Source organism: Phenylobacterium ferrooxidans (genome assembly GCF_042714595.1).
GTDB lineage: Bacteria > Pseudomonadota > Alphaproteobacteria > Caulobacterales > Caulobacteraceae > Phenylobacterium > Phenylobacterium ferrooxidans.
On record NZ_JAOTJD010000010.1, the window covers coordinates 1 to 20,524 of the forward strand.

General features: G+C 66.8%; 22 protein-coding genes. 10 read left to right on the top strand and 12 right to left on the bottom strand.

Translation table 11 applies throughout. The annotated features are described in order from the left end of the window. Positions 1-70: 70 nt before the first annotated feature. The 5 genes from OCL97_RS07015 to OCL97_RS07035 all read right to left on the bottom strand — a co-directional run bounded on the left by OCL97_RS07015 (position 71) and on the right by OCL97_RS07035 (position 5,471). Entirely contained in the window at positions 71-331 is a 261-nt protein-coding gene (locus tag OCL97_RS07015; protein WP_305337885.1) for a hypothetical protein, read from the bottom strand. A gap of 116 nt (positions 332-447) precedes the next feature. Next, positions 448-1,461: an NAD-dependent epimerase gene (locus OCL97_RS07020; protein WP_377368842.1), complete on the bottom strand. Its 1,014-nt coding sequence runs from the start codon at positions 1,459-1,461 to the stop codon at positions 448-450. 58 nt (positions 1,462-1,519) lie between these two features. Further along, the gene (locus OCL97_RS07025) at positions 1,520-3,460 is read right to left on the bottom strand and encodes a UDP-N-acetylglucosamine 4,6-dehydratase family protein (RefSeq protein ID WP_377368844.1); all 1,941 of its coding nucleotides are present in this window, start codon (positions 3,458-3,460) and stop codon (positions 1,520-1,522) included. A 307-nt stretch (positions 3,461-3,767) separates the two neighbouring features. Next, positions 3,768-4,460: a TorF family putative porin gene (locus OCL97_RS07030; RefSeq protein ID WP_377368846.1), complete on the bottom strand. Its 693-nt coding sequence runs from the start codon at positions 4,458-4,460 to the stop codon at positions 3,768-3,770. A 207-nt stretch (positions 4,461-4,667) separates the two neighbouring features. Next, positions 4,668-5,471, bottom strand: a complete 804-nt coding sequence (locus OCL97_RS07035) for an SDR family NAD(P)-dependent oxidoreductase (protein ID WP_377368848.1) — start codon at positions 5,469-5,471, stop codon at positions 4,668-4,670. A gap of 96 nt (positions 5,472-5,567) precedes the next feature. Here OCL97_RS07035 and queF point away from each other — a divergent pair, with 96 nt between their 5' ends. Continuing rightward, entirely contained in the window at positions 5,568-6,023 is a 456-nt protein-coding gene (gene queF, locus OCL97_RS07040; protein ID WP_304781645.1) for a preQ(1) synthase, read from the top strand. Between the two features lie 320 nt (positions 6,024-6,343). Here queF and OCL97_RS07045 read toward each other — a convergent pair whose 3' ends face one another. Both OCL97_RS07045 and OCL97_RS07050 read right to left on the bottom strand, forming a co-directional pair. Beyond that, positions 6,344-7,843 carry a CehA/McbA family metallohydrolase gene (locus tag OCL97_RS07045; protein ID WP_377368850.1) on the bottom strand — a complete coding sequence of 500 codons (1,500 nt, stop codon included), beginning with the start codon at positions 7,841-7,843 and terminating at the stop codon, positions 6,344-6,346. A gap of 106 nt (positions 7,844-7,949) precedes the next feature. Beyond that, positions 7,950-8,561, bottom strand: a complete 612-nt coding sequence (locus OCL97_RS07050) for a nitroreductase family protein (RefSeq protein WP_377368852.1) — start codon at positions 8,559-8,561, stop codon at positions 7,950-7,952. A gap of 77 nt (positions 8,562-8,638) precedes the next feature. Here OCL97_RS07050 and OCL97_RS07055 point away from each other — a divergent pair, with 77 nt between their 5' ends. The 3 genes from OCL97_RS07055 to OCL97_RS07065 are packed head-to-tail and all read left to right on the top strand — an operon-like array spanning position 8,639 to position 10,383. After that, positions 8,639-9,253, top strand: a complete 615-nt coding sequence (locus OCL97_RS07055) for an NUDIX domain-containing protein (RefSeq protein WP_377368854.1) — start codon at positions 8,639-8,641, stop codon at positions 9,251-9,253. Between the two features lie 28 nt (positions 9,254-9,281). Continuing rightward, positions 9,282-10,112, top strand: coding sequence for a serine O-acetyltransferase (gene cysE, locus OCL97_RS07060; protein ID WP_304781639.1), 831 nt, complete (start codon positions 9,282-9,284; stop codon positions 10,110-10,112). A 58-nt stretch (positions 10,113-10,170) separates the two neighbouring features. Next, positions 10,171-10,383, top strand: a complete 213-nt coding sequence (locus tag OCL97_RS07065) for a DUF3126 family protein (RefSeq protein WP_371130928.1) — start codon at positions 10,171-10,173, stop codon at positions 10,381-10,383. A 176-nt stretch (positions 10,384-10,559) separates the two neighbouring features. Here OCL97_RS07065 and OCL97_RS07070 read toward each other — a convergent pair whose 3' ends face one another. Beyond that, positions 10,560-11,324: a PhoH family protein gene (locus OCL97_RS07070; RefSeq protein ID WP_215339601.1), complete on the bottom strand. Its 765-nt coding sequence runs from the start codon at positions 11,322-11,324 to the stop codon at positions 10,560-10,562. A 314-nt stretch (positions 11,325-11,638) separates the two neighbouring features. Between OCL97_RS07070 and OCL97_RS07075 the strand changes: the two genes are divergently transcribed. Continuing rightward, positions 11,639-12,169: a gamma carbonic anhydrase family protein gene (locus OCL97_RS07075; protein WP_377368857.1), complete on the top strand. Its 531-nt coding sequence runs from the start codon at positions 11,639-11,641 to the stop codon at positions 12,167-12,169. 15 nt (positions 12,170-12,184) lie between these two features. Here OCL97_RS07075 and OCL97_RS07080 read toward each other — a convergent pair whose 3' ends face one another. Both OCL97_RS07080 and OCL97_RS07085 read right to left on the bottom strand, forming a co-directional pair. Beyond that, complete coding sequence (locus tag OCL97_RS07080; RefSeq protein WP_377368859.1) at positions 12,185-12,859, bottom strand: OmpA family protein; 675 nt, start codon at positions 12,857-12,859, stop codon at positions 12,185-12,187. A 66-nt stretch (positions 12,860-12,925) separates the two neighbouring features. Beyond that, complete coding sequence (locus OCL97_RS07085) at positions 12,926-14,104, bottom strand: acyl-CoA dehydrogenase family protein (protein WP_377368861.1); 1,179 nt, start codon at positions 14,102-14,104, stop codon at positions 12,926-12,928. 80 nt (positions 14,105-14,184) lie between these two features. On the opposite strand from OCL97_RS07085, the gene OCL97_RS07090 reads away from it, so the two are divergent. Together OCL97_RS07090 and OCL97_RS07095 are read left to right on the top strand one after the other, a co-directional pair. After that, the gene (locus OCL97_RS07090; protein WP_377368863.1) at positions 14,185-15,066 is read left to right on the top strand and encodes a hypothetical protein; all 882 of its coding nucleotides are present in this window, start codon (positions 14,185-14,187) and stop codon (positions 15,064-15,066) included. A gap of 26 nt (positions 15,067-15,092) precedes the next feature. After that, positions 15,093-15,701: a TetR/AcrR family transcriptional regulator gene (locus tag OCL97_RS07095; RefSeq protein WP_377368865.1), complete on the top strand. Its 609-nt coding sequence runs from the start codon at positions 15,093-15,095 to the stop codon at positions 15,699-15,701. Here the strand turns inward: OCL97_RS07095 and OCL97_RS07100 are convergent. Continuing rightward, positions 15,680-16,540: a dienelactone hydrolase family protein gene (locus OCL97_RS07100; protein ID WP_377368867.1), complete on the bottom strand. Its 861-nt coding sequence runs from the start codon at positions 16,538-16,540 to the stop codon at positions 15,680-15,682. The genes OCL97_RS07095 and OCL97_RS07100 overlap by 22 nt on opposite strands. Before the next feature lie 80 nt (positions 16,541-16,620). Next, the gene (locus OCL97_RS07105) at positions 16,621-17,277 is read right to left on the bottom strand and encodes an alpha/beta hydrolase (RefSeq protein WP_377368869.1); all 657 of its coding nucleotides are present in this window, start codon (positions 17,275-17,277) and stop codon (positions 16,621-16,623) included. Positions 17,278-17,397: 120 nt separating this feature from the next. Here OCL97_RS07105 and OCL97_RS07110 point away from each other — a divergent pair, with 120 nt between their 5' ends. The 3 genes from OCL97_RS07110 to OCL97_RS07120 all read left to right on the top strand — a co-directional run bounded on the left by OCL97_RS07110 (position 17,398) and on the right by OCL97_RS07120 (position 20,469). After that, the gene (locus tag OCL97_RS07110; RefSeq protein WP_304827677.1) at positions 17,398-18,180 is read left to right on the top strand and encodes an enoyl-CoA hydratase-related protein; all 783 of its coding nucleotides are present in this window, start codon (positions 17,398-17,400) and stop codon (positions 18,178-18,180) included. 62 nt (positions 18,181-18,242) lie between these two features. Then, positions 18,243-18,716: a DUF1579 domain-containing protein gene (locus OCL97_RS07115; protein WP_377368871.1), complete on the top strand. Its 474-nt coding sequence runs from the start codon at positions 18,243-18,245 to the stop codon at positions 18,714-18,716. A 100-nt stretch (positions 18,717-18,816) separates the two neighbouring features. Next, entirely contained in the window at positions 18,817-20,469 is a 1,653-nt protein-coding gene (locus OCL97_RS07120) for a choline dehydrogenase (RefSeq protein ID WP_377368873.1), read from the top strand. Positions 20,470-20,524: the final 55 nt, after the last annotated feature.

Consider the following 20,524-nt stretch of genomic DNA (forward strand, 5'->3'; position numbering starts at 1 on the left):
CTCCAGCAGAGAGGATGAATCAGATCAGCCCTGATTTGGGAATCCCGATTCCGTCAAAACGCGGCCCGCTCTAGCGGATCGTCGCGACCGCAGTGGTGGTCGGGGAATAGAGGCCAAGCAGGCCTTCGCGGTCGGCGACCGCACGGGCCGCGCGCGCGGCGTTCTGGCAGATGAGGCCCTTGACCTGGCCAGACAGGCACTGCTGCAGCGCAGCTTCACGCTCATAGGCGTTGTCGCGGAAATAGGTGAAGGAGCGGTCCACGGACCCCCAACCCACTGAGGCGGTGATGGCGGCCAGAGCCACGCCGCACCAGAAAACCGCACGTATCATTTTGAAGCACCCCCCAGCACCAGGGTGCAAGTCCTAGGCCCCATTCTGGGGGGGCTCAAGCGAGCGCGCGTGCGACGCGAAGATGCACGCTCCTGGAAGGTGAGGCGCCGGGTGATCTAGGTCCTGTAATAGTCGCGATACCAGTCCACGAACCGGCCGATCCCCGTCTCAATTGGGGTCTTGGGCGCGTAGTCCAGGGCGGCCTGGGTTTCGGTCGTATCGGCCTCGGTGCGGCTGACGTCGCCGGGTTGCATGGGCAGCAGGTTCAGCTTCGCCTTGGCGCCGAGCTTCTCCTCAAGCACCTCGATATATCGCATCAGCTCCACCCGCTGGCTGTTCCCAAGGTTCAGGATGCGCCAGGGCGCGACGCCGCTGGTGGCGGGATTGGGCGCAAGCGGGTCCCAGGCCGCATCGATGGCGGCGGGCCGATCCAGGGCTGCGACGACGCCCGAGACGATGTCGTCAACATAGGTGAAGTCCCGCTGCATCTTGCCCTCGCCATAGACGTCGATGGGTTCGCCCTTGAGGATCGCCTCGGTGAACTTGAACAGCGCCATGTCGGGGCGGCCCCAGGGCCCGTACACGGTGAAGAACCGGAAGCCTGTGGAGGGGATGCCGAACAGGTGCGCGTACGAGTGGGCCATGGACTCGTTGGCGAGCTTGGTGGCCGCATAGAGGGTGATCGGGTGATGCACCGCGTCCCGCACCGAGAAGGGCAGCTTGCCATTGGCGCCGTAGACCGAGCTGGTGGAGGCGAAGACCAGGTGCTTCGGCTGGACCGCCCGGCAGCCCTCCAGGATGTTCAAGAATCCGACGACATTGGCGTCCACATAGGCCTCGGGATTTTCCAGGCTGTAGCGGACGCCGGCCTGGGCGGCCAGGTTGATGACGCCGTCCGGCTTGGTGTCTGCAAATAGCCGCGCCACGGCCTCGCGATCGGCCAGGTCGATCTTGGCGTGGCGATAGCCCTTGCGGGCTTCCAGCCGGGCCAGGCGCGCCTGCTTGAGGGTCGGATCGTAATAGGCGTTCAGGTCATCCAGGCCCACGACCTCGTCGCCGCGGTCCAGCAGCCGGTGGGCGGTGTGCGAGCCGATGAAGCCTGCCGATCCGGTGACCAGGATAACCGCCATGAGTCTCTCTTACGCTGCGCGATGCGATGTCTGGAGCCGAGCGCCAGTGCCCCGGCGTCTAGCCGTTGGCGACGACCCGGAGGGCGGGCGCCGCGCCGGGCTTCTCGCCGCGGATCTGAGCGACCAGGTCGAAGAGCGCGCGGCGCACCTCATCGACGTCGCCCTTGTCGGCGAGGCCTTCGAGGTCAAGCAGATGGTTTGCATTGATGCGCAGGGCGGAGGAGGAAACCACCTCCATGACCTTGGGCGCGCAGGGCAGGGACCGTTCAGTTTCGTCCAGCAGGGCCTCGGTGAGCTTCTCGCCGGGACGCAGGCCGGTGATCTCGATCTCAATGTCCTTTCCGGGCGTGCGACCGGACAAGGCGATCATCTGCCGGGCGAGGTCCATGATCCGGACGGGCTCGCCCATTTCCAGGAGGAACAGCCGCGCATGGGCGGCGTCCGCGCCCTCGGCGCAGGTCGCCGTCGCGTGCAGGACAAGCTGGGCGGCCTCCGGAATGGTCATGAAGAAGCGGGCCATGTCCTCATGGGTCACCGTGACGGGGCCGCCTCGGTCGATCTGCGACTTGAAAATCGGCACCACAGAACCGGCCGACCCGAGAACATTTCCGAACCGGACCGCCGAGAAGCGCGTGCCCCGGCCATTCTGCTGAGCCTGGATAACCGCTTCGGCCAACCGCTTGGTGGCGCCCATGACGTTGGACGGATCCACCGCCTTGTCGGTCGAGATCAGGACCATCTGGGCCGCACCACAGGCGCGCGCGCCCTCAGCCACGTTCCAGGTGCCGACCACATTGGTCAGAACCCCCTCGCACGGATGCCGCTCGACCATGGAGACGTGTTTCAGGGCCGCGGCGTGGAAGACCAGGTCAGGTTTCTGGCGTTGGAAGCAATCGGCCACCCGGTTGGCGTTCCGCACGTCCACCAGGGCCGCGTGCCGCGACAGGGTCGGAAAGGTCTCGCCCAACTCGCGGTCGATCTCGAACAACGAGGTCTCGGAGAAGTCGAGCATGGTGATGTGGCCAGCCTGGAAGGCGGCGACCTGCCGCACCAGTTCAGCGCCGATGGAGCCGCCGGCCCCAGTGATCAGCACGCGGCGGCCACGGATCAGGGCCTTGACCGCCTCATGGTCAAGCTCGATCGGCTCACGGGCCAGCAGCTCCTCAACGCTGATCTCGCGCATGGGAAGCAGGGCCATGCCGTCATGCTGGGACAGCTCGACAATGGACGGCAGGCGCAGCAGCCGGATGCCGTCGTTCTTCAATTGGCCGAGCTGATCGGCCGTGAGGCCCTTCAGTCGACCCGGTTCATCCAGGAACAGGATGGCGCGCGGATAACGGTTCCAGCGCCTCAGGTCGGCCAGGGCCGCGCCCAGGTTGTCGATGCACTCGATGATGCAGACGCCGCGGACCTGCTGGCCCACGTCGCGGGCGTCGGGACCGACGATGCCGACCGCGGTCCAGGCGTGGTCATGACGCCGCGCGACGTCGCGCAGATAGGTGTCGGCCAGCGCCATGGGACCGATCAGCAGGAGGGACGGGGCCTGGGGCGCGCGATCGCGCACGGATTTCAGCGGCGCGAAGCTGTCGAGGGCGTGCTCGTGCAGAGCGCGGCGCATGATCCGAGCCCCCATGGAGCCCGCCATCTGGAAGATCGGGGCCATGGCGAGGACCGAGCGCGGCAGTCCGCTGGCTCGGTCAATAACAAACACCGCCAGCAGGAAGACCCCCGCAGTCAGGACAGCCGTCCTGGCGAGCACCAGGGCGTCGGGAATGGAGACGTAGCGCCACGGCGACAGCTCGCGTCGGAACATCGTGGAAAACACAGCAGCCAGGGCAGCGTACAGGCCGATGAGTTGAACGACATTCAGGGTGGAGAGGTCGCCATCGTCGAGCCCCACTGTGCGGCTCGCCGACAGGAGGAATGCGAGGAGGAAGGCCCCAGCCGCGATCAGCGTATCGACGACGATGGTCTGGGCTCGGTTGGCCATCTGCTCCATGAATCGCGCTCCGCTCTGGTCGTCCGACGAGCACCATAGAGGGGTGGGCGCGACCGTCCAATGAAACTCCCCTCGCGGGAGCTATCCGCCCTGAAACGAGCAACGTCGCAGCCCTTCACCAGCAGGACGTGTGATGCATCTTAGGGCTCGGCAAAGGCGAGTGAAAGGCCAGAGCCCATCCAGCCGTCCGCCTGCTGGGTCGGGCTCGTTCGGCAGGGATGAATCTCCGGGCCGATGTTCGCCGCCCGGAAAAAGAAAAGCCGCCCCTGCGAGGGGGCGGCTTCCCAGATCGTCGCGTGTGCGAAGCTTAGAAGCTGGCCTTCACGCCCAGAACGACCTTCGACTCATAGATGTCGCCGAAGCCGTGTTCGTCGGTGTCGTGGTAGCGCAGGTCGAAGCCCACGGTGTCGTTGAGGGCGTAGCCCACACCCAGGTTCCAGGTGTTGTAGTCAGCCGGGCCTTCGATTTCTTGGTGGCCGATGGCGCCGGAGACCGAAACCTTCTCGGCGACCGGGACGGCGCCGTTGACTTCATAGTAGGTGGCCTTGCCGGTCTTGCCGAAGAACTCGGGTGAATAGAAGACCAGGGCGCCAACGGTGGCCGGACCGACGGCGGTCGAGGCCGCAGCCTTGTACTCGACGTAGTCTTCGTGGCTGCCGGTCGGTTGATTGGTGTAGCCGTAGTAGTAGACCCCGAAGTCGAGGTTCACGACGCCGATGGTCGGCTTGATGCCGGCATAGATGTCGTATTCCAGGTCCGTTCCGTTGCCGAATTCGACATTGGACACCCAGACGCCGGCATAGCCGATGCCGTACAGGGTGGCGTCAGCGCCGCCGAAGATCTGGCCTTCGTTATTGGTCTGGCTGACACCGCGGAACACGTAGTCCGTCGTGGCGCCGAGGTTGAAGGACAGTGCGATGTCTTCATCGGCGGCGAGAGCGCTTCCACCCATGGCGGCGGTGGCCGCGGCGGCGAGAAGCATGGTCTTCAGAATGTTCATTTTCGTTATCCCCTTATATCCAGCCGAGCTTCGCCCAACCGTCGCCGGAGATCGCCAGTTGGAGACCTCCAGATCAACGCAGGGCGAAGCCACAGCGCGCCCTAGCTACTCGCTGCGCGAAATTTGTGCGTTAACAGAGGCGGGCGCCGTGCAATTAGGCGCCAAGCTGTGCCTTGGGCGCCACGGTCACGCTTTGCGGGTCAAGTCTCAACGCATCGCCAGCGGCGAATAGTTCAGGTGAGTCCCCGCATCCACCAGCAGGGTCTCGCCGGTGATGTGTTTCGATGCAGGGGCGGCGAGGAACACCGCGGCGCCGGCGACGTCCTCAGCCGTCGAGGCGGCCTTGAGGGGGGTGGAGGCGGCTGCGCCGTCGCGCATCTTCTGGGCGCGCTCTGCGCCGACGCCCTTGCCGAACCAGGGGGTGTCGATGAACCCGGGGCAGATGGCGTTGATCCGGATCTTGGGCGCCAGGGCCCGGGCGAGGGACAGGGTCATGGTGGTGAGCGCCCCCTTTGAGGCGGCGTAGGGCACCGACGAGCCGATCCCGGCGACGCCGGCGATCGACGAGGTGTTGACCACGGCGCCTGGTTGCGGCGCCGCCTCCAGCAGGGACCGCGCGGCGCGGACCATCTGGTAGGCGCCCACGACGTTCACACTATAGAGCCGCAGGAAGTCATCGGCGGTCACAGCGTCCAGATCGGCGTGGTTGGGCGCGAATTTCGTCACGCCGGCATTGTTGAACAGGGCGTCGATGCGGCCGAAGGGCTCGGCCGCCGCGGCGATTTTGCGGCAATCGTCGTCGGAGGCGACATCGCCCTGCACGACAACGGCTTTTGCGCCGTGCGCCTCGACCTGGCGGGCGGTCTCGGCGGCCTCATCGGCGCTGGACGCGTAGTTGATGATCACCGCCGCGGCGCCGCGGCTGGCGGTCTCCACGGCTATGGCGCGACCCAGGCCGGTGGAGGCGCCGGTCACCACGACCACGAAATCTTGGAAATCCTTGCCGCTCATCGCGCGTCCTCTCCCTGAAGCTTTGAGCTGTGATAGCCCCTCGCCGCGTTGGAGTCTCTGTTGCGGGGCCGGCTTGCGGGGCGTAAAGCGCCGGCCATGGACGAAACCCACCTGACCCAACTCGGCCGCGAAGTCCGCGGCTTCGACTCGCCGGAGGAGGCCGTTCTGGAGCGGGTCCCCAACCCGCAGGCCGACACGCTGTATCTGGCGCGCTTCACGGTTCCGGAGTTCACTTCGCTCTGCCCGGTGACCGGCCAGCCCGACTTCGCGCACCTGGTGATCGACTATGCGCCCGGACCCTGGCTGATCGAGTCGAAGTCTCTAAAGCTGTATCTCGGGTCTTTTCGCAACCATGGCGCCTTCCACGAGGACTGCACCGTCGCCATCGGCCGCAAGATCGTCGAGGTGGCCGAGCCCGTCTGGCTGCGGATCGGCGGCTACTGGTTCCCCCGTGGCGGCATCCCCATCGACGTTTTCTGGCAGAGCGGCCGGGCTCCGGCCGACCTCTGGCTGCCGGATCAAGGTGTTGCGACCTATCGCGGTCGCGGCTGACGAGTTTGAAGGCGGCGATAGTCGCTGCTGCTGATGTCTGACCGTGTAGTGGAAGATCAAACGCCAAGCGTCACAGTAGACAGAGGGCGATGTTCACCGCGAACGTTCGGTCTCCGGCGGCGGAGGGAGCCGCGAGCGGGCGCCTGTAGCGCGCGAATCAACCGTCGACTAGCCGACGCCGCGAAAATGGGATAAGTCTTAATCGCCCAACTCTCCTCGGGCGTGTCACACTTCAGGCCGGGCGGCGACCCTTCGCCGTCCGGCCGTCGTGTTTCAGGCGACCTGGCGGGCCGATCAGAGCTGCGGACCGGCCGCGGGCTTCACCGAGGCGGTGCCAGGTAGACGGGGTTGCCAAGCAACCGGAGGCGGCCATCGGCGCCTCGAACGTCCACCCGCAACCAGTGGGCGGCGCCGTCCGCCTTAATCTGGAAGGACAGTGTCTGGTCCTGGCTGGTGATGTCCAGCGCACGCACGGCTGCGAGACTTGCGCCATCGCCCCTCAATTCGACGACGCCGCCGGCGACCCCGCTCACGTGAACCTGCAACAGAACGGCGTCACCGGCCTGCGCGAGCAACTGGTCGCCCATCTGAGCGGTCTGATCGCCCAGGGTCGCGGTGACCTCCAGCAGGCGTTTGCCCTCGCCTTCGACGTCGATGAAGACATGGCCCCGGCGCAGGCCCTCAAGAATGGAGGTCTGGGACAGGTCCGCCGCATGGACCACTGTGGTCGGATAGCCGATGGCGCCCGGCTTGGTGGGACTCAGGCCGGCGTCGTGGTTGTCGGAGCCGCCGACGGCCGTAATCCGGTGACCGGCGTTTAGCCGCGCCTCCCAGAACGGAATGCCCGACACCGCGCTTTCGGCGCCGCCCGGGAAGGCGAGGGATCCGCCGTTCACCACCTCGATGGCCTGGATGCGGGCGAAGTCCGTGGGCTTGGCCACCCAGCCGCAGCCCATGCAGAGCTCGCCCGACGGAAGGCCGGGGTGATTGATGGATATGAGCCCCCCGGCCTTCTCCACCTGACCCTGTAGTGTGGCCAGGTCCTGCGCGCGGGGCGAACCGAGCTGGAAGTCGAGGAAGCCGGTCGGGCCAAACACGTTGGCGTGGCCCTGGAAGGTGGTGACCTCGCGTCCGGGGAGCAGCAGGAGGTCGTCGAAATAGGGCGCCAGTTCGCGCAACGCCTGATTCTGGGATGTCGCGTTGTGGTCGGTCACCGAAATGAAATCGAGGCCCCGGGCCGCGGCGGCTTCCAGCGTCCTGAACACCGGGCAGGGGACTCTGAGACCTTTGCGCGACGCGCAGGCGCCATCGGAATGGGCGGTATGGACGTGCAGGTCGCCGCGGAACCAGGCGGGACCGGGCTTCACCGCTGTCGACTGGAATCCGCCGAACGCCGCGCCCCGCTCGAAATAGACGCGCGCGGTGTATTCGGCCTGCGCGCCCTCACGCAGGTTGGGTACGCCCAGGACCAGCTTCCACTCTCCGGAGGGCAGCGGTCCGGGGAGATATGAGGCGGTCGCCTCGGCTTCCGAGACGGTGAAATGGGTCTTGTTCCCACCGCTCCAGCCGCGAAACCGCTGGGGATCACGCAGGCCCAGGTCGATGACCGACTTCTGATCCTTGCCGGTGTGCTCGAATTCCACGGTCAGCCGCGTCGTTCCGGCCGGGACGCGGAACGGTACCTCGCGGTAGGTCTGGTGATCGGCCGCCGTCATGACGCCGCGAAGCGTGGCGTCGGGAGCACGCGCGGCTGACGCCCCGCCGGCCACAAGCGCGACGTAGACCGCGACGATCGCCGCCAGGGATCGGAGAGGGGTCATGACAACCACCACTCTATAGCCACCCGCGAGGCTCGGCCAAGCTCCCGATCCCCGGCGGCGCAGCCCGGTCTCGCAGGATTGGAGCGGCCGGGATGCCGAAGACGTGTCAGGGCCGCCAAGCCGTTATCAAGGCGGCGACGTCAGGCCGCTCGCGTTCCTGCGGGGGCTCCTTGGGGGTGCCCAGGAATATGTAGCCCGCCACCTTTTCCGCAGGCTCCAGGCCCAGGATCGCCTTGGCCTCGTCATCATAGGCGTACCAGTCGGTGATCCAGTTGGCGCCGTAGCCAAGAGCCTGAGCGGCGTAGAGCATGGTCGTGCACACCGCGCCGGCCGAGAGCAGTTGCTCCCATTCGGGGATTTCACCCGCCCGGGGCCGCGAGACCACCGCCACGCAGAGGGGTGGGATTTTCAGCTTGCCGAGCTTGGCGGCGGCCCGGGCGTCGCCGCGGGAATTGGCCAAGGCCTCCAGGCGATCGGCGAAGACCGCCTTGGCGGCCGGCTCCAGGATGATGAAGCGCCAGGGCGCCAGTTTGCCGTGGTCGGGCACGCGCGCTGCGAGCTGCAGCAAGGCGTCCAGTTCGCTGGCCGTGGGAGCGGGCTCGGCCAGGGTCACCGCCGAGGCCGAGCGTCGGGTGGCCAGGAAGGCCAGCACTTCGGGCGCGGGGTGTTGCGGGACCGGCTGGCCGAAGAGCGGGGCGGCGGGAAGCGACAGGGTCATCTCAAAGCGCGCCTCATTAGGAAAGCCGATAGGGGAGTTCTCTTATATGGGGGTGGTTTCGCAAGCTAGTTGAGAACATGTCGCAAAAACCAGACTGGCTTGTCGCCCACGGGAAGCCCTGGCGCAGGGGACCGCCCCGCCCGATCTATGACAATCCCTGGATCAGCCTGACCGAGTACGACGCCGTCGCCCCGACCGGGGCGGACGCGCTGTATGGCGTGGTGGGCTTCAAGAATTTCGCCCTGGCCATCCTGCCGGTCCATGATGACGGCACGATCACCCTGGTGGGCCAGAACCGACTGCCCTGCGACGACTACAGCTGGGAGATTCCCGAGGGCGGCGGGCCGCTGGCCGACGATCCCCTGGAGAGCGCCAAGCGCGAACTGCTGGAAGAGACCGGTCTGGCCGCGGCCCGTTGGCGGGAGATCCTGCGGATGCAGCTCTCCAACTCGGTCACCGACGAACAGGCCTTCGGATACCTCGCGACGGGCCTGAGGCAGGTCCACGCCGAGCCGCAGGGTGACGGCACCGAAGATATCCTGAGGGCGCGCGTACCTTTTCGGGAAGCGCTGGACGCCGCGATCGGGGGTTATATGCGCGACGCCCTGACGGTTGCGATGCTGCTGCGGGGCTACCACATGGCCAGGGAGGGCGCATTGCCGCGCGAACTCTCGGCGGCCATGCTAGGATAAGGGGAACGTCATGGGACGGGAGGAACCGATGAGCCAGCGTCTGGAAGTCATCGACCCGGCATCACCGCCGCCGGTCTGGGCCGCACTGCGCAACGAAGCCGAGCGGGCCGCCCAGTCGGAACCCGCGCTGGCCTCGCTGCTGAACGCCGTGGTGCTGAGCCACCACGACCTGGGCGCCGCGTTGAGCTACCAGCTGGCTCGCAAGCTGGGCGACCAGGAACTGCGCGCCATGAGCCTGCGGGAACTGGCCGACGCCGCCTACAAGTCCGACCCCAAGCTCGTGGACATCGCCGAGGCCGACCTGAAGGCGGTGTTCGAGCGGGACCCCGCCTGCAAGGGCTATGTCCAGCCGTTCCTGTTCTTCAAAGGCTTCCAGGCCCTCCAGGCCCAGCGCGTGGCGCACTGGCTGTGGGGTCAGGGCCGCGAGACCATCGCGCTCTATCTGCAGAGCCGGATGAGCGAGATTTTCCAGGTGGATATCCACCCGGCGACCCAGATCGGCTCGGGCGTGTTCATCGACCACGGCACCGGCATCGTCATCGGCGAGACCGCGGTGATCGGCGACGACGTCTCCATGATGCAGGACGTAACCCTGGGCGGCACGGGCGCCGAGCGGGGTGATCGCCACCCGAAGATCGGCAAGGGCGTTCTGCTGAGCGCTGGGGCCAAGGTGCTCGGCAATATCCTCATCGGCGACTACGCCAAGATCGCCGCCGGTTCGGTGGTGCTGAAGCCGGTTCCGGCCCATTGCACGGCGGCCGGCGTGCCGGCTCGCCTGGTCAACTGCCCGACCTGCGAGGAGCCTGCCCGCAGCATGGACCACACCCTGGCCGACGCCGTGTACGACTACGTCATCTGACGGTTTTACGTGCAGGCCGCGACCAGCTAGGTTCCGCGGCTGTTGAATCGCCGAGGAGATGGCCGTGGACGAGAGAATGATGCGCAAGCTCGAGGGCCACATGCGGGGCACCTTCGCCAATGCGCGGATCAACCTGGTCCCGCGTCCGAAACAGAAGGACTCGGCTGAGGTCTATATCAACGACGAGTTCATCGGCGTGGTCTTCGAGGACGAAGACGGCGACGGCTCCTTCATGTTCGAGATGGCGATCCTCGCCGAAGACCTGCCCTAGCAGAATGTGGAATGGGCCGCCGGCCCTGCCGGCGGCGTAGTCCCGACGCCAAGACGACGGGCCGCCTCGTCTTTGGTCTCTCAATGCAACTGTATGCGCTGCTCGCGCACGTTGACGCCCAGGGACGACCGTTCCGTCGGCCGGCGCCGGAGGATCCGAAGCCGGCCTGGGGAGAATCAGAGGACGCCCAGCATCTCGGCGACCAGCGGGTGACGAACGATGTCGCGGTCCTTCAGGCGGACGACGGCGATGTTGGAGACGGCTTCCAGCTTGTCGGCGACCGGGCCCAGGCCCGAGAGTTCGGGCAGCAGGTCGGACTGGTTGGGGTCGCCGGTGACCACCATCGTGGAGTGCCAGCCCAGGCGGGTCAGCAGCATCTTCAGCTGGCCGTAGGTGCAGTTCTGGGCCTCGTCGATCACGACGAAGGCGTTGTTGAGGGTCCGACCGCGCATGAACCCGACCGGAGCGATCTCGATGGCGCCCTCGGTCATCAGGGCCCGAACCCGCTTCATGGAGAGCCGGTCGGACAGGGCGTCATAGAGGGGGCGCAGATAGGGGGCGAGCTTGTCCTCCATCTCGCCGGGCAGGAAGCCCAGGGACTCGCCGGCCTCGACGGCGGGGCGGGAGAGCACGATGCGGCCCACCTTGCCGGCCTCCAGGGCCTCCACGGCCTTGGCGATGGCGAGGTAGGTCTTGCCCGTGCCTGCCGGACCCAGCGCCATCACCAGGTTCTTGGCGTCGATGGCGGCGATCAGTTCGTCCTGGCCCGGCGACTTGGACTTGATGGTCTTCAGATACCCCTGCTCACGGTCATCATTGTGATGGGCCAAGGGCGACCAGGCCCGTTCTACGGGCAGGCGGCGAATCTTGCCGTCATCCTGGAATTGGCCGGCGTCGAAGGCGCCTTCGCGCACTTGTCGCTTCAGGGCTCGCTTGGTCATCAAAGCCTCCGTAAGAGCATGAAAAAAGGGCGTATCCGCAATGGATCGCCCTTCGAGGTCGACTGGTGATGTGAGACAGACCGGCGTCGTGCGCAGCCCGGTGGACCGCTTTCGCTTCGCAATGTTGGCGGATGAGCCCGCCGAAGCCACAAACGCGACACCTTCGTCTCCGTCATGCGGGACGCCAGAACCGAAAACCGGCCCTAGCCGGTTCGGGAAGGCTATCGCCCTCTCGAATCGCCCGACTAAGATGATCCTAACGGGGTTAATCGCGGATTAAGCAAAGGATCCGTGACAATAGTGAGGGTGCGACAATGAGTGTCTATAACTTGGGCGATGTGGCTCCGGAGCTTCCGGGTCCGGACGAATACTGGATAGCGCCGAACGCGGCGGTGATGGGAAACGTGATTCTCAAGAAAAACGCCTCGGTGTGGTTCGGTGCGACCATTCGGGGCGACAACGACCCGATCATCATCGGCGAGAACTCCAACGTTCAGGACGGTTCGGTCCTGCACACCGACTCAGGCTCTCCCTTGACCATTGGGGCCAATGTCACGGTGGGGCACATGGTGATGCTTCACGGCTGCTCGATCGGCGACAACTCCCTGGTGGGAATCGGCTCGATCATCCTCAACGGGGCGAAGATCGGGAAGAACTGCCTGATCGGCGCCAATGTGCTGATCACCGAGGGCAAGGAAATCCCCGACAATTCCCTGGTCATGGGCGCCCCGGGCAAGGTGGTCCGCGAGGTCTCCGAGGGCCAGGCGCGCATGCTGGCGGGCGGGGCGATGCACTACGTGGCCAACTGGCAGCGCTATAGGAGAGAATTGAGGGCGGCGGGTTAGGCCGCCCTCGCACCCCTAGCCCTGGATCGGGCGCAGGATGATCTCGACGCGACGGTTCTGGGCGCGGCCTTCGGGGGTGCCGTTGGTGGCCACCGGACGGCGCTCACCTTCGCCGGCCACAAAGATGCGGGCCGGCAGGACGCGGCCGGCGCCCACCAGATAGTTGGCCACCGAACTGGCGCGACGCTCCGACAGGGCCTGGTTGTGGTCATCGGCGCCGCTGGAATCGGCATGGCCCACGATGTCGATGGTCGTCTGGGGGTAGGCGTTCAGGGTGCGGGCGACGTCGCCCAGCACCGGCTCGAAGCGCGGCTGCACGTCGGACTGGTCGACGGCGAAGGTGACGTCGCTGGGCATGATCAGCACGATGTCGTCGCCCTGACGGCGGATCTGCACGCCTGAGCCCTCCAGCGAGCGGCGGAAGTCGGCTTGCTGGCGGTCCATGTAGTTGCCGACTGCGCCGCCGGCGAGCGCGCCGATCCCGGCGCCGATCAGGGCGTTCTTGCGGCCCTGCTCACCGCTGTTGGTGTTGGTCAGGTAGCCGAGCGCCGCGCCGCCCAGCGCGCCGGCCAGGGCGCCGGTCCCGGTGTTGTTGCGCACCGGCATGCCCGTATAGGGGTCGGTGGTGGTGCAGGCGGTGAGCGCGGCCGCGCCGGCGATCATGGCGAGGGTGGCGGTGAACTTGGACATGGCGGTCTCCGGGGACTTGGGGATATGACCCGGAAACGCGCCCTCACGGTCAAGGTTCCGGTGGGCTCAGATCTTCAGCACGTGCTTGGCCATGATGTTGCGTTGGACCTCGTCTGAGCCGCCCGCGATGCTGGCGGCGCGGCCTTCCAGATATCGTACCGTTTCGCGGCCCGCCCAGCTGGGCCCCAGCGGCTCGGCCGGCCCATCGGTCTCCGGAAACCAAGGCGCGGCATAGGGTCCGGCGCATTCCACATACAGCTCTGTGAGCCGCTGCACGATCTCCGTCCCCTTGAGTTTCAGCATGGAGGACTGCGCGCCTGGCGCTGAGCCCGCGGCGACTTCCCACAGGGTGCGCAACTCGGTCATCTCTAGCGCGCGCAGCTCGATCTCCACGGCGCTCAGCCGGCTCGCGAAGCCGGGGTCCTCGATCAACTGACCTCCCGCCGATCCGGCAAGTTCAGTTGACGCCGCCACGCGGATTCCGCGCAGCAGGTTGAGCGAGAGCGACACGAAGGCCTGGCCAGTGCGCTCGTGGGTGAGCAGGCCCTTGGCATAGGTCCAGCCCTGGCCCTCCAGGCCGATGCGATTCTCTACCGGGACCCGGACGCCGTCGAAGGTCACGCGGTTGAAGGCGTGTCGACCGTCGATGGAGATGATGGGCGTCACCTCCACCCCAGGGGTGCGCATGTCGATGAGCAGAAAGGTGATCCCCGCCTGGGGCTTGGTCTCGGTCGCTGTCCGGGTCAGGCAGAACATCCAGTCGGCGGTGTGAGCGCCGCTCGTCCACACCTTTTCGCCGTCCACCACATAGATCTCGCCCTCCCTTACCGCCCGCGTACGCAGGGCGGCCAGGTCCGATCCGGCGCCCGGTTCGGAGTAGCCCTGGCACCAGCGGACGCGGTCGGCGACGATATCGGGCAGGAAGCGCGCCTGCTGCTCCGGACTGCCGTAGGCGAACAGAACCGGCGCCAACATGCCCGGTCCCATGCCGCCGACCTGGCCCGGAAGCCCCGCGGCGGCGGTCTCCCGTTCCCAGATGAAGCTCATGGCCGGTGTCCACCCGGGCCCGCCAAAGGCGACGGGAAACCTGTTCACGGCCCAGCCCTTGGCGAGCAGGGCGGTGTGCCATCGCGCCTCGTCGGCGCGCGAGCCATCGAAGGCATGACCTTGCGGAAGCGCCTCGGCGATCAAGTCCCGCACCGCCTGTCGGAAGGCGAGCTCGTCTTCGGAGAAGTCGAGGTTCATGAGGTGTCCGACTTGTTATTATAAGGTTCGTGTAATAATAGTTGGGTTCACGAGACTTGGTCAACCGACAGAGAGGCCCGATGTCCGACGTCCCCTTCACGACGACCCGTCAGGCTGGCGTGACGGCCGGACCGGTGCGCCGCCCTGACAATTTCTCCAAGCATGCCAAGGGCTCGATCCACGACAACGCCACAGCGCAGGGGCTGGGGTTCAAGGGCGGTACGGTGGCGGGGAACATCCACTTCGAGCAGTTTCCGCCGCTGATGGCGGAGCTCTTCGGCCGGGCGTGGTTTCAGACCGGCAACCTCTCCCTCTATTTCCTGACCCCCACCACAGACGGTGAACCGGTCCAGGTCTTCGCGCGCGACCCGGTGGTCAGGCCCGAGGGCGGATTGCGGGCGGAGGTGTGGATGGAGGACAGCGAAGGCCGGCGGGTCTGCGAGGGCACCGCCGCGTCCGGGCCACCAGACCTGGACTCGGCCCTTCGCCGGCGGCTGAGGGACGTGCGCCCACCCGAAGACCTCCGTATCCTGCGGAAATCCAAGGTCGGTGACAGGTGTCTGGATGTCCCAGCCCGGCTTGAGCTTGCCCGCAACGACAACCGGTTGGAATTCATCACCGAGCCGCTGCCCGAATATCTGGACGCGTCAGTGTGGGGCGAGCGGGTGGCGCCGCCCGCCATCGCCATCGACGCCATGCGTGAGGTGGAGAAGCCGCTGTTCAGGCCAGAGGACGGCTTCGTTGGCCTGTTCGGTGCGATTGAAGTGCAGTGGCTCGACGGGCCGGTCTTCATGGAGCACGACTACCTGGCCGACGGAACCATCCTGGCGCTTTCCGAATCGCCAAAGACTGAAGTCGCCTGGTTTGAGAGCACCCTCAAGGACGCCGCCGACCTGCGCGAGGTGTCGCGGATGATCCTGATGACCCGCCTGCTCAAGGGCTCTTCGCCGCTCTGGACCTGATAGGCGCTGGCGGGCATGGGTCAGTGATGAGCTCGCGCACCCGCATCCGGCTGACGCCCGCGGCCCGCCGTGACCAGATTCTGGACGTGGCCGCGCGACTGATCGTGGAAGAAGGCCTGCAGGCCGCCACAATGGAACAGCTGGCCAGGTCGGCGGGGATCAGCAAGGCCTTGGTCTATAACTACTTCGCCACGCGTGACGTCCTGCTGGGCGCTCTGCTGCAGCGAGAGCAGGCTGAGCTTGGCGCGCGCGGCATGGGCGCGGCCTTGCAGGCCCAGTCCTTTCCCGAGCTGATCGCTCAGACGACACGCCTCTACCTCGAGCATGTCCGAGACCGAGGTCCCCTGATCGCCGCGCTGCTCGGCGACCCGGCGACCGCGGCCCTGATGGAGGCGGAGAGCCGGGTCAGTCGCGACCAGACGGTTCGCTATTTCGTACGGGCCACCCGGCGCGCCTATGGGCTGCCCTTGCCCCGGGCGATTGCGGCGGTGGACCTGTTGATGGCGGTCACTGACCGCGCCGGCCGGCTGGTCGCACAGGGGGACCTCGACCTCCCGACCGCGGTGGACATGTGCCTGAAGATCGCCCTGGGCGGGCTTGAGCAGCTTGCGCGTCAGCCGAGCGACTGCGCGTAGAGCGACAGCAGGGCGGCCCAGGCGCGCTCGGCCTCGGCAGGGTGGTAGACGGCGCCGTCCTTCACGCACCAGCCGTGCTGGGCGGGATAGACCTCGACGACGGCTTTGCTCCTGGCGGCCGCGAAAGCCGCCTTCAGCTTGTCCTTGGCCTCCGGTTGCTTGGCGTCGTCGTTCTCGGCGATGGCCACCAGGAAGCCGGCCTTCGCCTTGCCGACCTGCAGATGCACGCTGTCGGGCTTGTCGGTCACCAGACCGCCGCCGTGGAAGGAGCCTGCCGCCCCGACACGGTCCGGGTGGTTGATGGCGCCGAGGAAGGTGTAAAGGCCGCCCATGCAATAGCCCTGGGTTCCGATCTTCTTCCGGGTGTTCACCTGCGGCTGCTTGTCCAGCCAGCCGACGTAGGCGGCGGTGTCGCGGGCCTTGGCCTCGGGTGTCAGCGGTGCGGTCAGCTCACTCAGCTTGGCCCGGTCGGTGGGGTTTGAGAACTCGAAGGGCCCGGTGATCACCGGCGCCTTGCGGGTGCGGTAGAAGGGATTGGGCACGACCACGGCGTAGCCCTCGGCGGCCATTCGCTTGCCCATGTCGCGGAAGGCTGGCCGCAGGCCCAGGATGTCGGTGAAGATCACCACGCCGGGCCACTTGCCCTTGCCGGCCGGGTGGAAGAAGGCGGCGTCGCAGGTTCCGTCGGCGGTGGTGATGGTGACGTCGGTCTCGACGACCTCGGCGGCCAGCGCCTGTCCGGCGAGGGCCACGCCGGTGGCCATGGTGACGGTGGCGAAACCGCGGCGGGTCAGGCGCGAGTCGCGGTTGGCGCTGGCGGGATTGGTTTCGTCGTCCATGGGGAGCCTCACCTGATGCGGGCGCTCGCTAACGGCGCCTATGATCGCCAGGTTAGCTCAGACGCCAAGCCGCGCCTGTGTCAGGCGAGAAACTTGTGCAGGAAGTTTCCGCCCATCTGCAGGCCCTCCATGTCGATGCTGTGGCCGAGGCCTGGAGAGACGTGTCCGCCGACCTCAAAGCCGAGTTTCTGGAGGGTGGCGCCGGCGTGATGGAGGGCGGCCACCGGCACCATCGGATCGGCGTCGCCATGGATCAGCAGGATCGGAGGCTTGACCTTGGTGGAATCCAGGCCGGTCTCATCCACCAGCATGCCGGAATAACCGAGGATGCCCGCCACCTGTGGCGACCGTCGCAGACCGACCTGCAGGGCCATCATTGTCCCCTGGCTGAACCCCACCAGGGCCAGCCGGTCCTCGCCGAGCCTATACTTGGCCAGTTGCTGGTCGATAAAGGCGTTGAGCACTGGCGCAGCCTCCCGCGCGCCGTTGATACGAGCCTGCGCATCCATGTTGGTGATCGGCCACCACTGATAGGCGTCGAGCATGCCCGGCATGGGCTGGGGCGCGTTCGGGGAAATGAACAAAGTATCCGGGAAGGCGTGCTGCCAGTGCGGGACCAGACCGATCAGGTCGGCGCCGTTCGACCCGTAGCCGTGCAGCAGGATCACGAGACTTTTGGGCGCTCGGTTGTAGGCGGGCGCGACTGAGGGACCGGTCAGGGTGGGAAGCGTGGTCATGCCTTTTGGTGCGGGAGGTCGCCCGTCCGGTCAAGCGTGCCGACTCCGGCCAAGCCCGCTTGACGGACGCAGCGGCGCCCCGCCAGCCTTCCGGCCAACAAGACAATGGGAGGACACTCGATGGCCTATGAATTCATCTCCGTGGAGCGCGAGGGCCCGGTCACGGTCTTCACCCTCAACCGCCCTGAGGTCATGAACGCGGTGCATTCGCCGATGCACTTCGAGATGGACGAGGCCTTCAACGCCTTCAACGCCGATCCCGAACAGTGGGTCGGCATCATCACCGGGGCCGGCGAGCGCGCCTTCTCGGCCGGCAACGACCTCAAGAACCAGGCCACCGGCGGCTCCATGGCCATGCCGGCCAGCGGCTTCGCGGGCCTCGCCCAGCGTTTCGACCTCAATAAGCCGCTGATCGCGGCGGTCAACGGCGTGGCCATGGGCGGCGGGTTTGAGATCGCCCTGGCCTGCGACATCATCGTGGCGTCCGACAATGCGGTCTTCGCCCTGCCCGAGCCGCGTGTGGGCCTGGCCGCCCTGGCCGGGGGCCTGCACCGCCTGCCGCGCGCCATCGGGACCAAGCGGGCCATGGGCATGATCCTCACCGGCCGCCGGGTTTCCGCCGCCGAGGGCCACGAACTGGGTTTCGTCAACGAGGTCAGCACCCCCGCTGACCTGATGGCGACGGCGCGCCGCTGGGCTGGCCAGATCGCCGAGCTGTCGCCCATGTCCATCCGGGCCTCGAAGGAAGCGGTCTATCGCGGCCTGGACGAGCCGACCCTCGAAGGCGCCATCGCCGGCCAGAACCGCTACCCCGCCATCTCGGCCCTGTTCCGCTCGGAGGACTTCGTGGAGGGGCCGATGGCGTTCGCTCAGAAGCGTACGCCCAACTGGAAGGGGAAGTAGGTAGCTGACAGATCCTGTCAGCAGGGTGGCGGTAGGTCGAAGCTCCAGCTTGAGGAGCTATCATGCCTGCCGCCGCCCAGACCTCCCGCCACGCCTTCGATTTCAATCATGGGGACTGGATCGTCACCAATCGCCGCCTGAAGCGGCGGGGAGCCGGCTCCACCGACTGGGATGTGTTTACGGCGCACCAGCGCTCGGACCTGCGGCTCGGCGGCATGTGCAGCCTCGATGAGATCGACTTCGCCGCACAGGGCTTCAAGGGCATGACCTTCCGCCTCTACAGTCCAGAGCGCGACGAGTGGACCATCTGGTGGATCACTGACCGTGACGGGGTGATGCAGCCGCCGGTGATGGGCCGCTTCGAGGGGACGCGCGGGACCTTCCGCGGCGAGGACATGGACGGCGACCGCCCGGTCCAAGTGGTGTTCGACTGGCAGACCGCAGATCCCGATGCGCCACGCTGGAGCCAGGCCTTCTCCTATGACGGCGGGAAGAGCTGGGAAACCAATTGGATCATGGAGTTCCGCCGTCCGTGACGCCGGCGTCAACTTTATCCAGGGTGACGCGGCGTCCGGTCTTGTGTCGGGCGCCGAGGCCAGTAAGGGTGGCCCAAACACCTAGGGGAGGGCCGCTGTCATGGACCGCTACGACTACATCATCATCGGCGCCGGTTCGGCAGGGTGTGTGCTGGCCAACCGCCTGACCGAAGACCCCACGGTGAAGGTCCTGCTGCTGGAAGCCGGGACCAAGGACAATCACCTGATGGTGCGGATGCCGGCCGGGGTCGGCGGCTTGATCGGGAACAAGGGCACCTACAACTGGGGCTTCTGGACCGAGGAAGAACCGCACCTCAACAACCGCAAGCTCTGGTGGCCGCGGGGCAAGGGGTGGGGCGGGTCCAGCTCCATCAACGGCATGATCTATATCCGCGGCCATGCGCGCGACTACGACCAGTGGCGCCAGATGGGCCTGCAGGGCTGGTCCTACAAGGACGTGCTGCCCTACTTCAAGCGCTCGGAAAGCCTGGAGGGCGGCGGCGACCAGTGGCATGGCGGCGACGGTCCGCTGGCGGTCACCAAGGCCTCGGACCCCAACCCGATCTACAAGGCGACCATCGAGGCAGGTCGTCAGGCTGGCCATAAGGTCACTAGTGATTTCAACGGCTTCCAGCAGGAAGGTTGGGGCCCCTATCAACTGACGATCAAGGGCGGGGAGCGCTGGAGCGCGGCCAAGGGCTACCTGCATCCGGTCCTCACCCGCGCCAACCTCACCTGCCTCACCGGTGCGCGGACCACCCGGATCATCATCGAGAACGGCCGGGCCACCGGGGTGGAGTTCCTCGACGACAAGCAGGTCAAGCAGGTGGTCCACGCCGACCGCGAGGTGCTGCTCAGCGCCGGCGCGGTGCAGTCGCCTCACATCCTGCAACTGTCTGGGATCGGCGACCCTGAGGAATTGACCCGGCACGGCATCCCCGTCGTCCATGCACTGAAGGGCGTGGGCGCCAATCTGCAGGACCACCTGGACGTCACCCTGTCCTGGGAATGCCCGCTGCCCATCACCGTCTTCTCCGCGCGCAAGGGCATCAAGACCGCCCTGATCGGGCTGAACTACCTGCTGTTCAAGAAGGGCCTTGGCTCCAAGCAGATGCTGGAATCCGGCGCCTTCCTGAAGTCGCGCCCCGACCTCGACCGCCCCGACCTGCAGGTGCACTGCGTGCTGGCCGTCATGCAGAACCATGGCAAGCTGCAGGTGGCCAAGGACGGCTTCACCTTCCACGTCTGCCAGCTGAGGCCCGAGAGCCGGGGCCGGGTGGGGCTGAACTCCGCCAACCCGCTGGACGATCCGGCGATCTTCGCCAACTACCTGTCGACCGAGGAAGACCGCCGCGCGCTGCGCGAGGGTGTGAAGATGATGCGCGAAGTGGCGCGGCAGCCGGCGCTCGACAAGTACCGTTCCACCGAGCTCTTCCCCGGCGAACAGGTCCAGACCGACGCGCAGATCGACGCCTGGATCAAGCAGGTGGCCGAGACCATCTACCACCCGGTCGGCACCTGCCGCATGGGGGCGGCCGACGACGAGATGGCGGTGGTGGACGGCGAACTGAAGGTGCGAGGCGTCGCGGGCCTCCGGGTCATCGACGCCTCGGTCATGCCGACCCTGGTGGGGGGCAACACCAACGCGCCCACCATCATGATCGCCGAGAAGGCCGCCGACATGATCCGCGGCAAAGCCGCCCTCCCAGCCGACGAGGCCCCGGTCTACGAGGACGGTCAGCAGGCGGCCTGACCCTCGCAAGCTTCTTCCACGGTCCGGCGGTCCGTGGAGAAACTTCTGCTCACGA

Excerpts from the sequence above, each read along its gene's own strand:
- OCL97_RS07015 (WP_305337885.1), bottom strand. The coding sequence starts at position 331 with ATGATACGTGCGGTTTTCTGGTGCGGCGTGGCTCTGGCCGCCATCACC.
- OCL97_RS07020 (WP_377368842.1), bottom strand. The coding sequence starts at position 1,461 with ATGGCGGTTATCCTGGTCACCGGATCGGCAGGCTTCATCGGCTCGCAC.
- OCL97_RS07025 (WP_377368844.1), bottom strand. The coding sequence starts at position 3,460 with ATGGAGCAGATGGCCAACCGAGCCCAGACCATCGTCGTCGATACGCTG.
- OCL97_RS07030 (WP_377368846.1), bottom strand. The coding sequence starts at position 4,460 with ATGAACATTCTGAAGACCATGCTTCTCGCCGCCGCGGCCACCGCCGCC.
- OCL97_RS07035 (WP_377368848.1), bottom strand. The coding sequence starts at position 5,471 with ATGAGCGGCAAGGATTTCCAAGATTTCGTGGTCGTGGTGACCGGCGCC.
- queF (WP_304781645.1), top strand. The coding sequence starts at position 5,568 with ATGGACGAAACCCACCTGACCCAACTCGGCCGCGAAGTCCGCGGCTTC.
- OCL97_RS07045 (WP_377368850.1), bottom strand. The coding sequence starts at position 7,843 with ATGACCCCTCTCCGATCCCTGGCGGCGATCGTCGCGGTCTACGTCGCG.
- OCL97_RS07050 (WP_377368852.1), bottom strand. The coding sequence starts at position 8,561 with ATGACCCTGTCGCTTCCCGCCGCCCCGCTCTTCGGCCAGCCGGTCCCG.
- OCL97_RS07055 (WP_377368854.1), top strand. The coding sequence starts at position 8,639 with ATGTCGCAAAAACCAGACTGGCTTGTCGCCCACGGGAAGCCCTGGCGC.
- cysE (WP_304781639.1), top strand. The coding sequence starts at position 9,282 with ATGAGCCAGCGTCTGGAAGTCATCGACCCGGCATCACCGCCGCCGGTC.
- OCL97_RS07065 (WP_371130928.1), top strand. The coding sequence starts at position 10,171 with ATGGCCGTGGACGAGAGAATGATGCGCAAGCTCGAGGGCCACATGCGG.
- OCL97_RS07070 (WP_215339601.1), bottom strand. The coding sequence starts at position 11,324 with ATGACCAAGCGAGCCCTGAAGCGACAAGTGCGCGAAGGCGCCTTCGAC.
- OCL97_RS07075 (WP_377368857.1), top strand. The coding sequence starts at position 11,639 with ATGAGTGTCTATAACTTGGGCGATGTGGCTCCGGAGCTTCCGGGTCCG.
- OCL97_RS07080 (WP_377368859.1), bottom strand. The coding sequence starts at position 12,859 with ATGTCCAAGTTCACCGCCACCCTCGCCATGATCGCCGGCGCGGCCGCG.
- OCL97_RS07085 (WP_377368861.1), bottom strand. The coding sequence starts at position 14,104 with ATGAACCTCGACTTCTCCGAAGACGAGCTCGCCTTCCGACAGGCGGTG.
- OCL97_RS07090 (WP_377368863.1), top strand. The coding sequence starts at position 14,185 with ATGTCCGACGTCCCCTTCACGACGACCCGTCAGGCTGGCGTGACGGCC.
- OCL97_RS07095 (WP_377368865.1), top strand. The coding sequence starts at position 15,093 with ATGAGCTCGCGCACCCGCATCCGGCTGACGCCCGCGGCCCGCCGTGAC.
- OCL97_RS07100 (WP_377368867.1), bottom strand. The coding sequence starts at position 16,540 with ATGGACGACGAAACCAATCCCGCCAGCGCCAACCGCGACTCGCGCCTG.
- OCL97_RS07105 (WP_377368869.1), bottom strand. The coding sequence starts at position 17,277 with ATGACCACGCTTCCCACCCTGACCGGTCCCTCAGTCGCGCCCGCCTAC.
- OCL97_RS07110 (WP_304827677.1), top strand. The coding sequence starts at position 17,398 with ATGGCCTATGAATTCATCTCCGTGGAGCGCGAGGGCCCGGTCACGGTC.
- OCL97_RS07115 (WP_377368871.1), top strand. The coding sequence starts at position 18,243 with ATGCCTGCCGCCGCCCAGACCTCCCGCCACGCCTTCGATTTCAATCAT.
- OCL97_RS07120 (WP_377368873.1), top strand. The coding sequence starts at position 18,817 with ATGGACCGCTACGACTACATCATCATCGGCGCCGGTTCGGCAGGGTGT.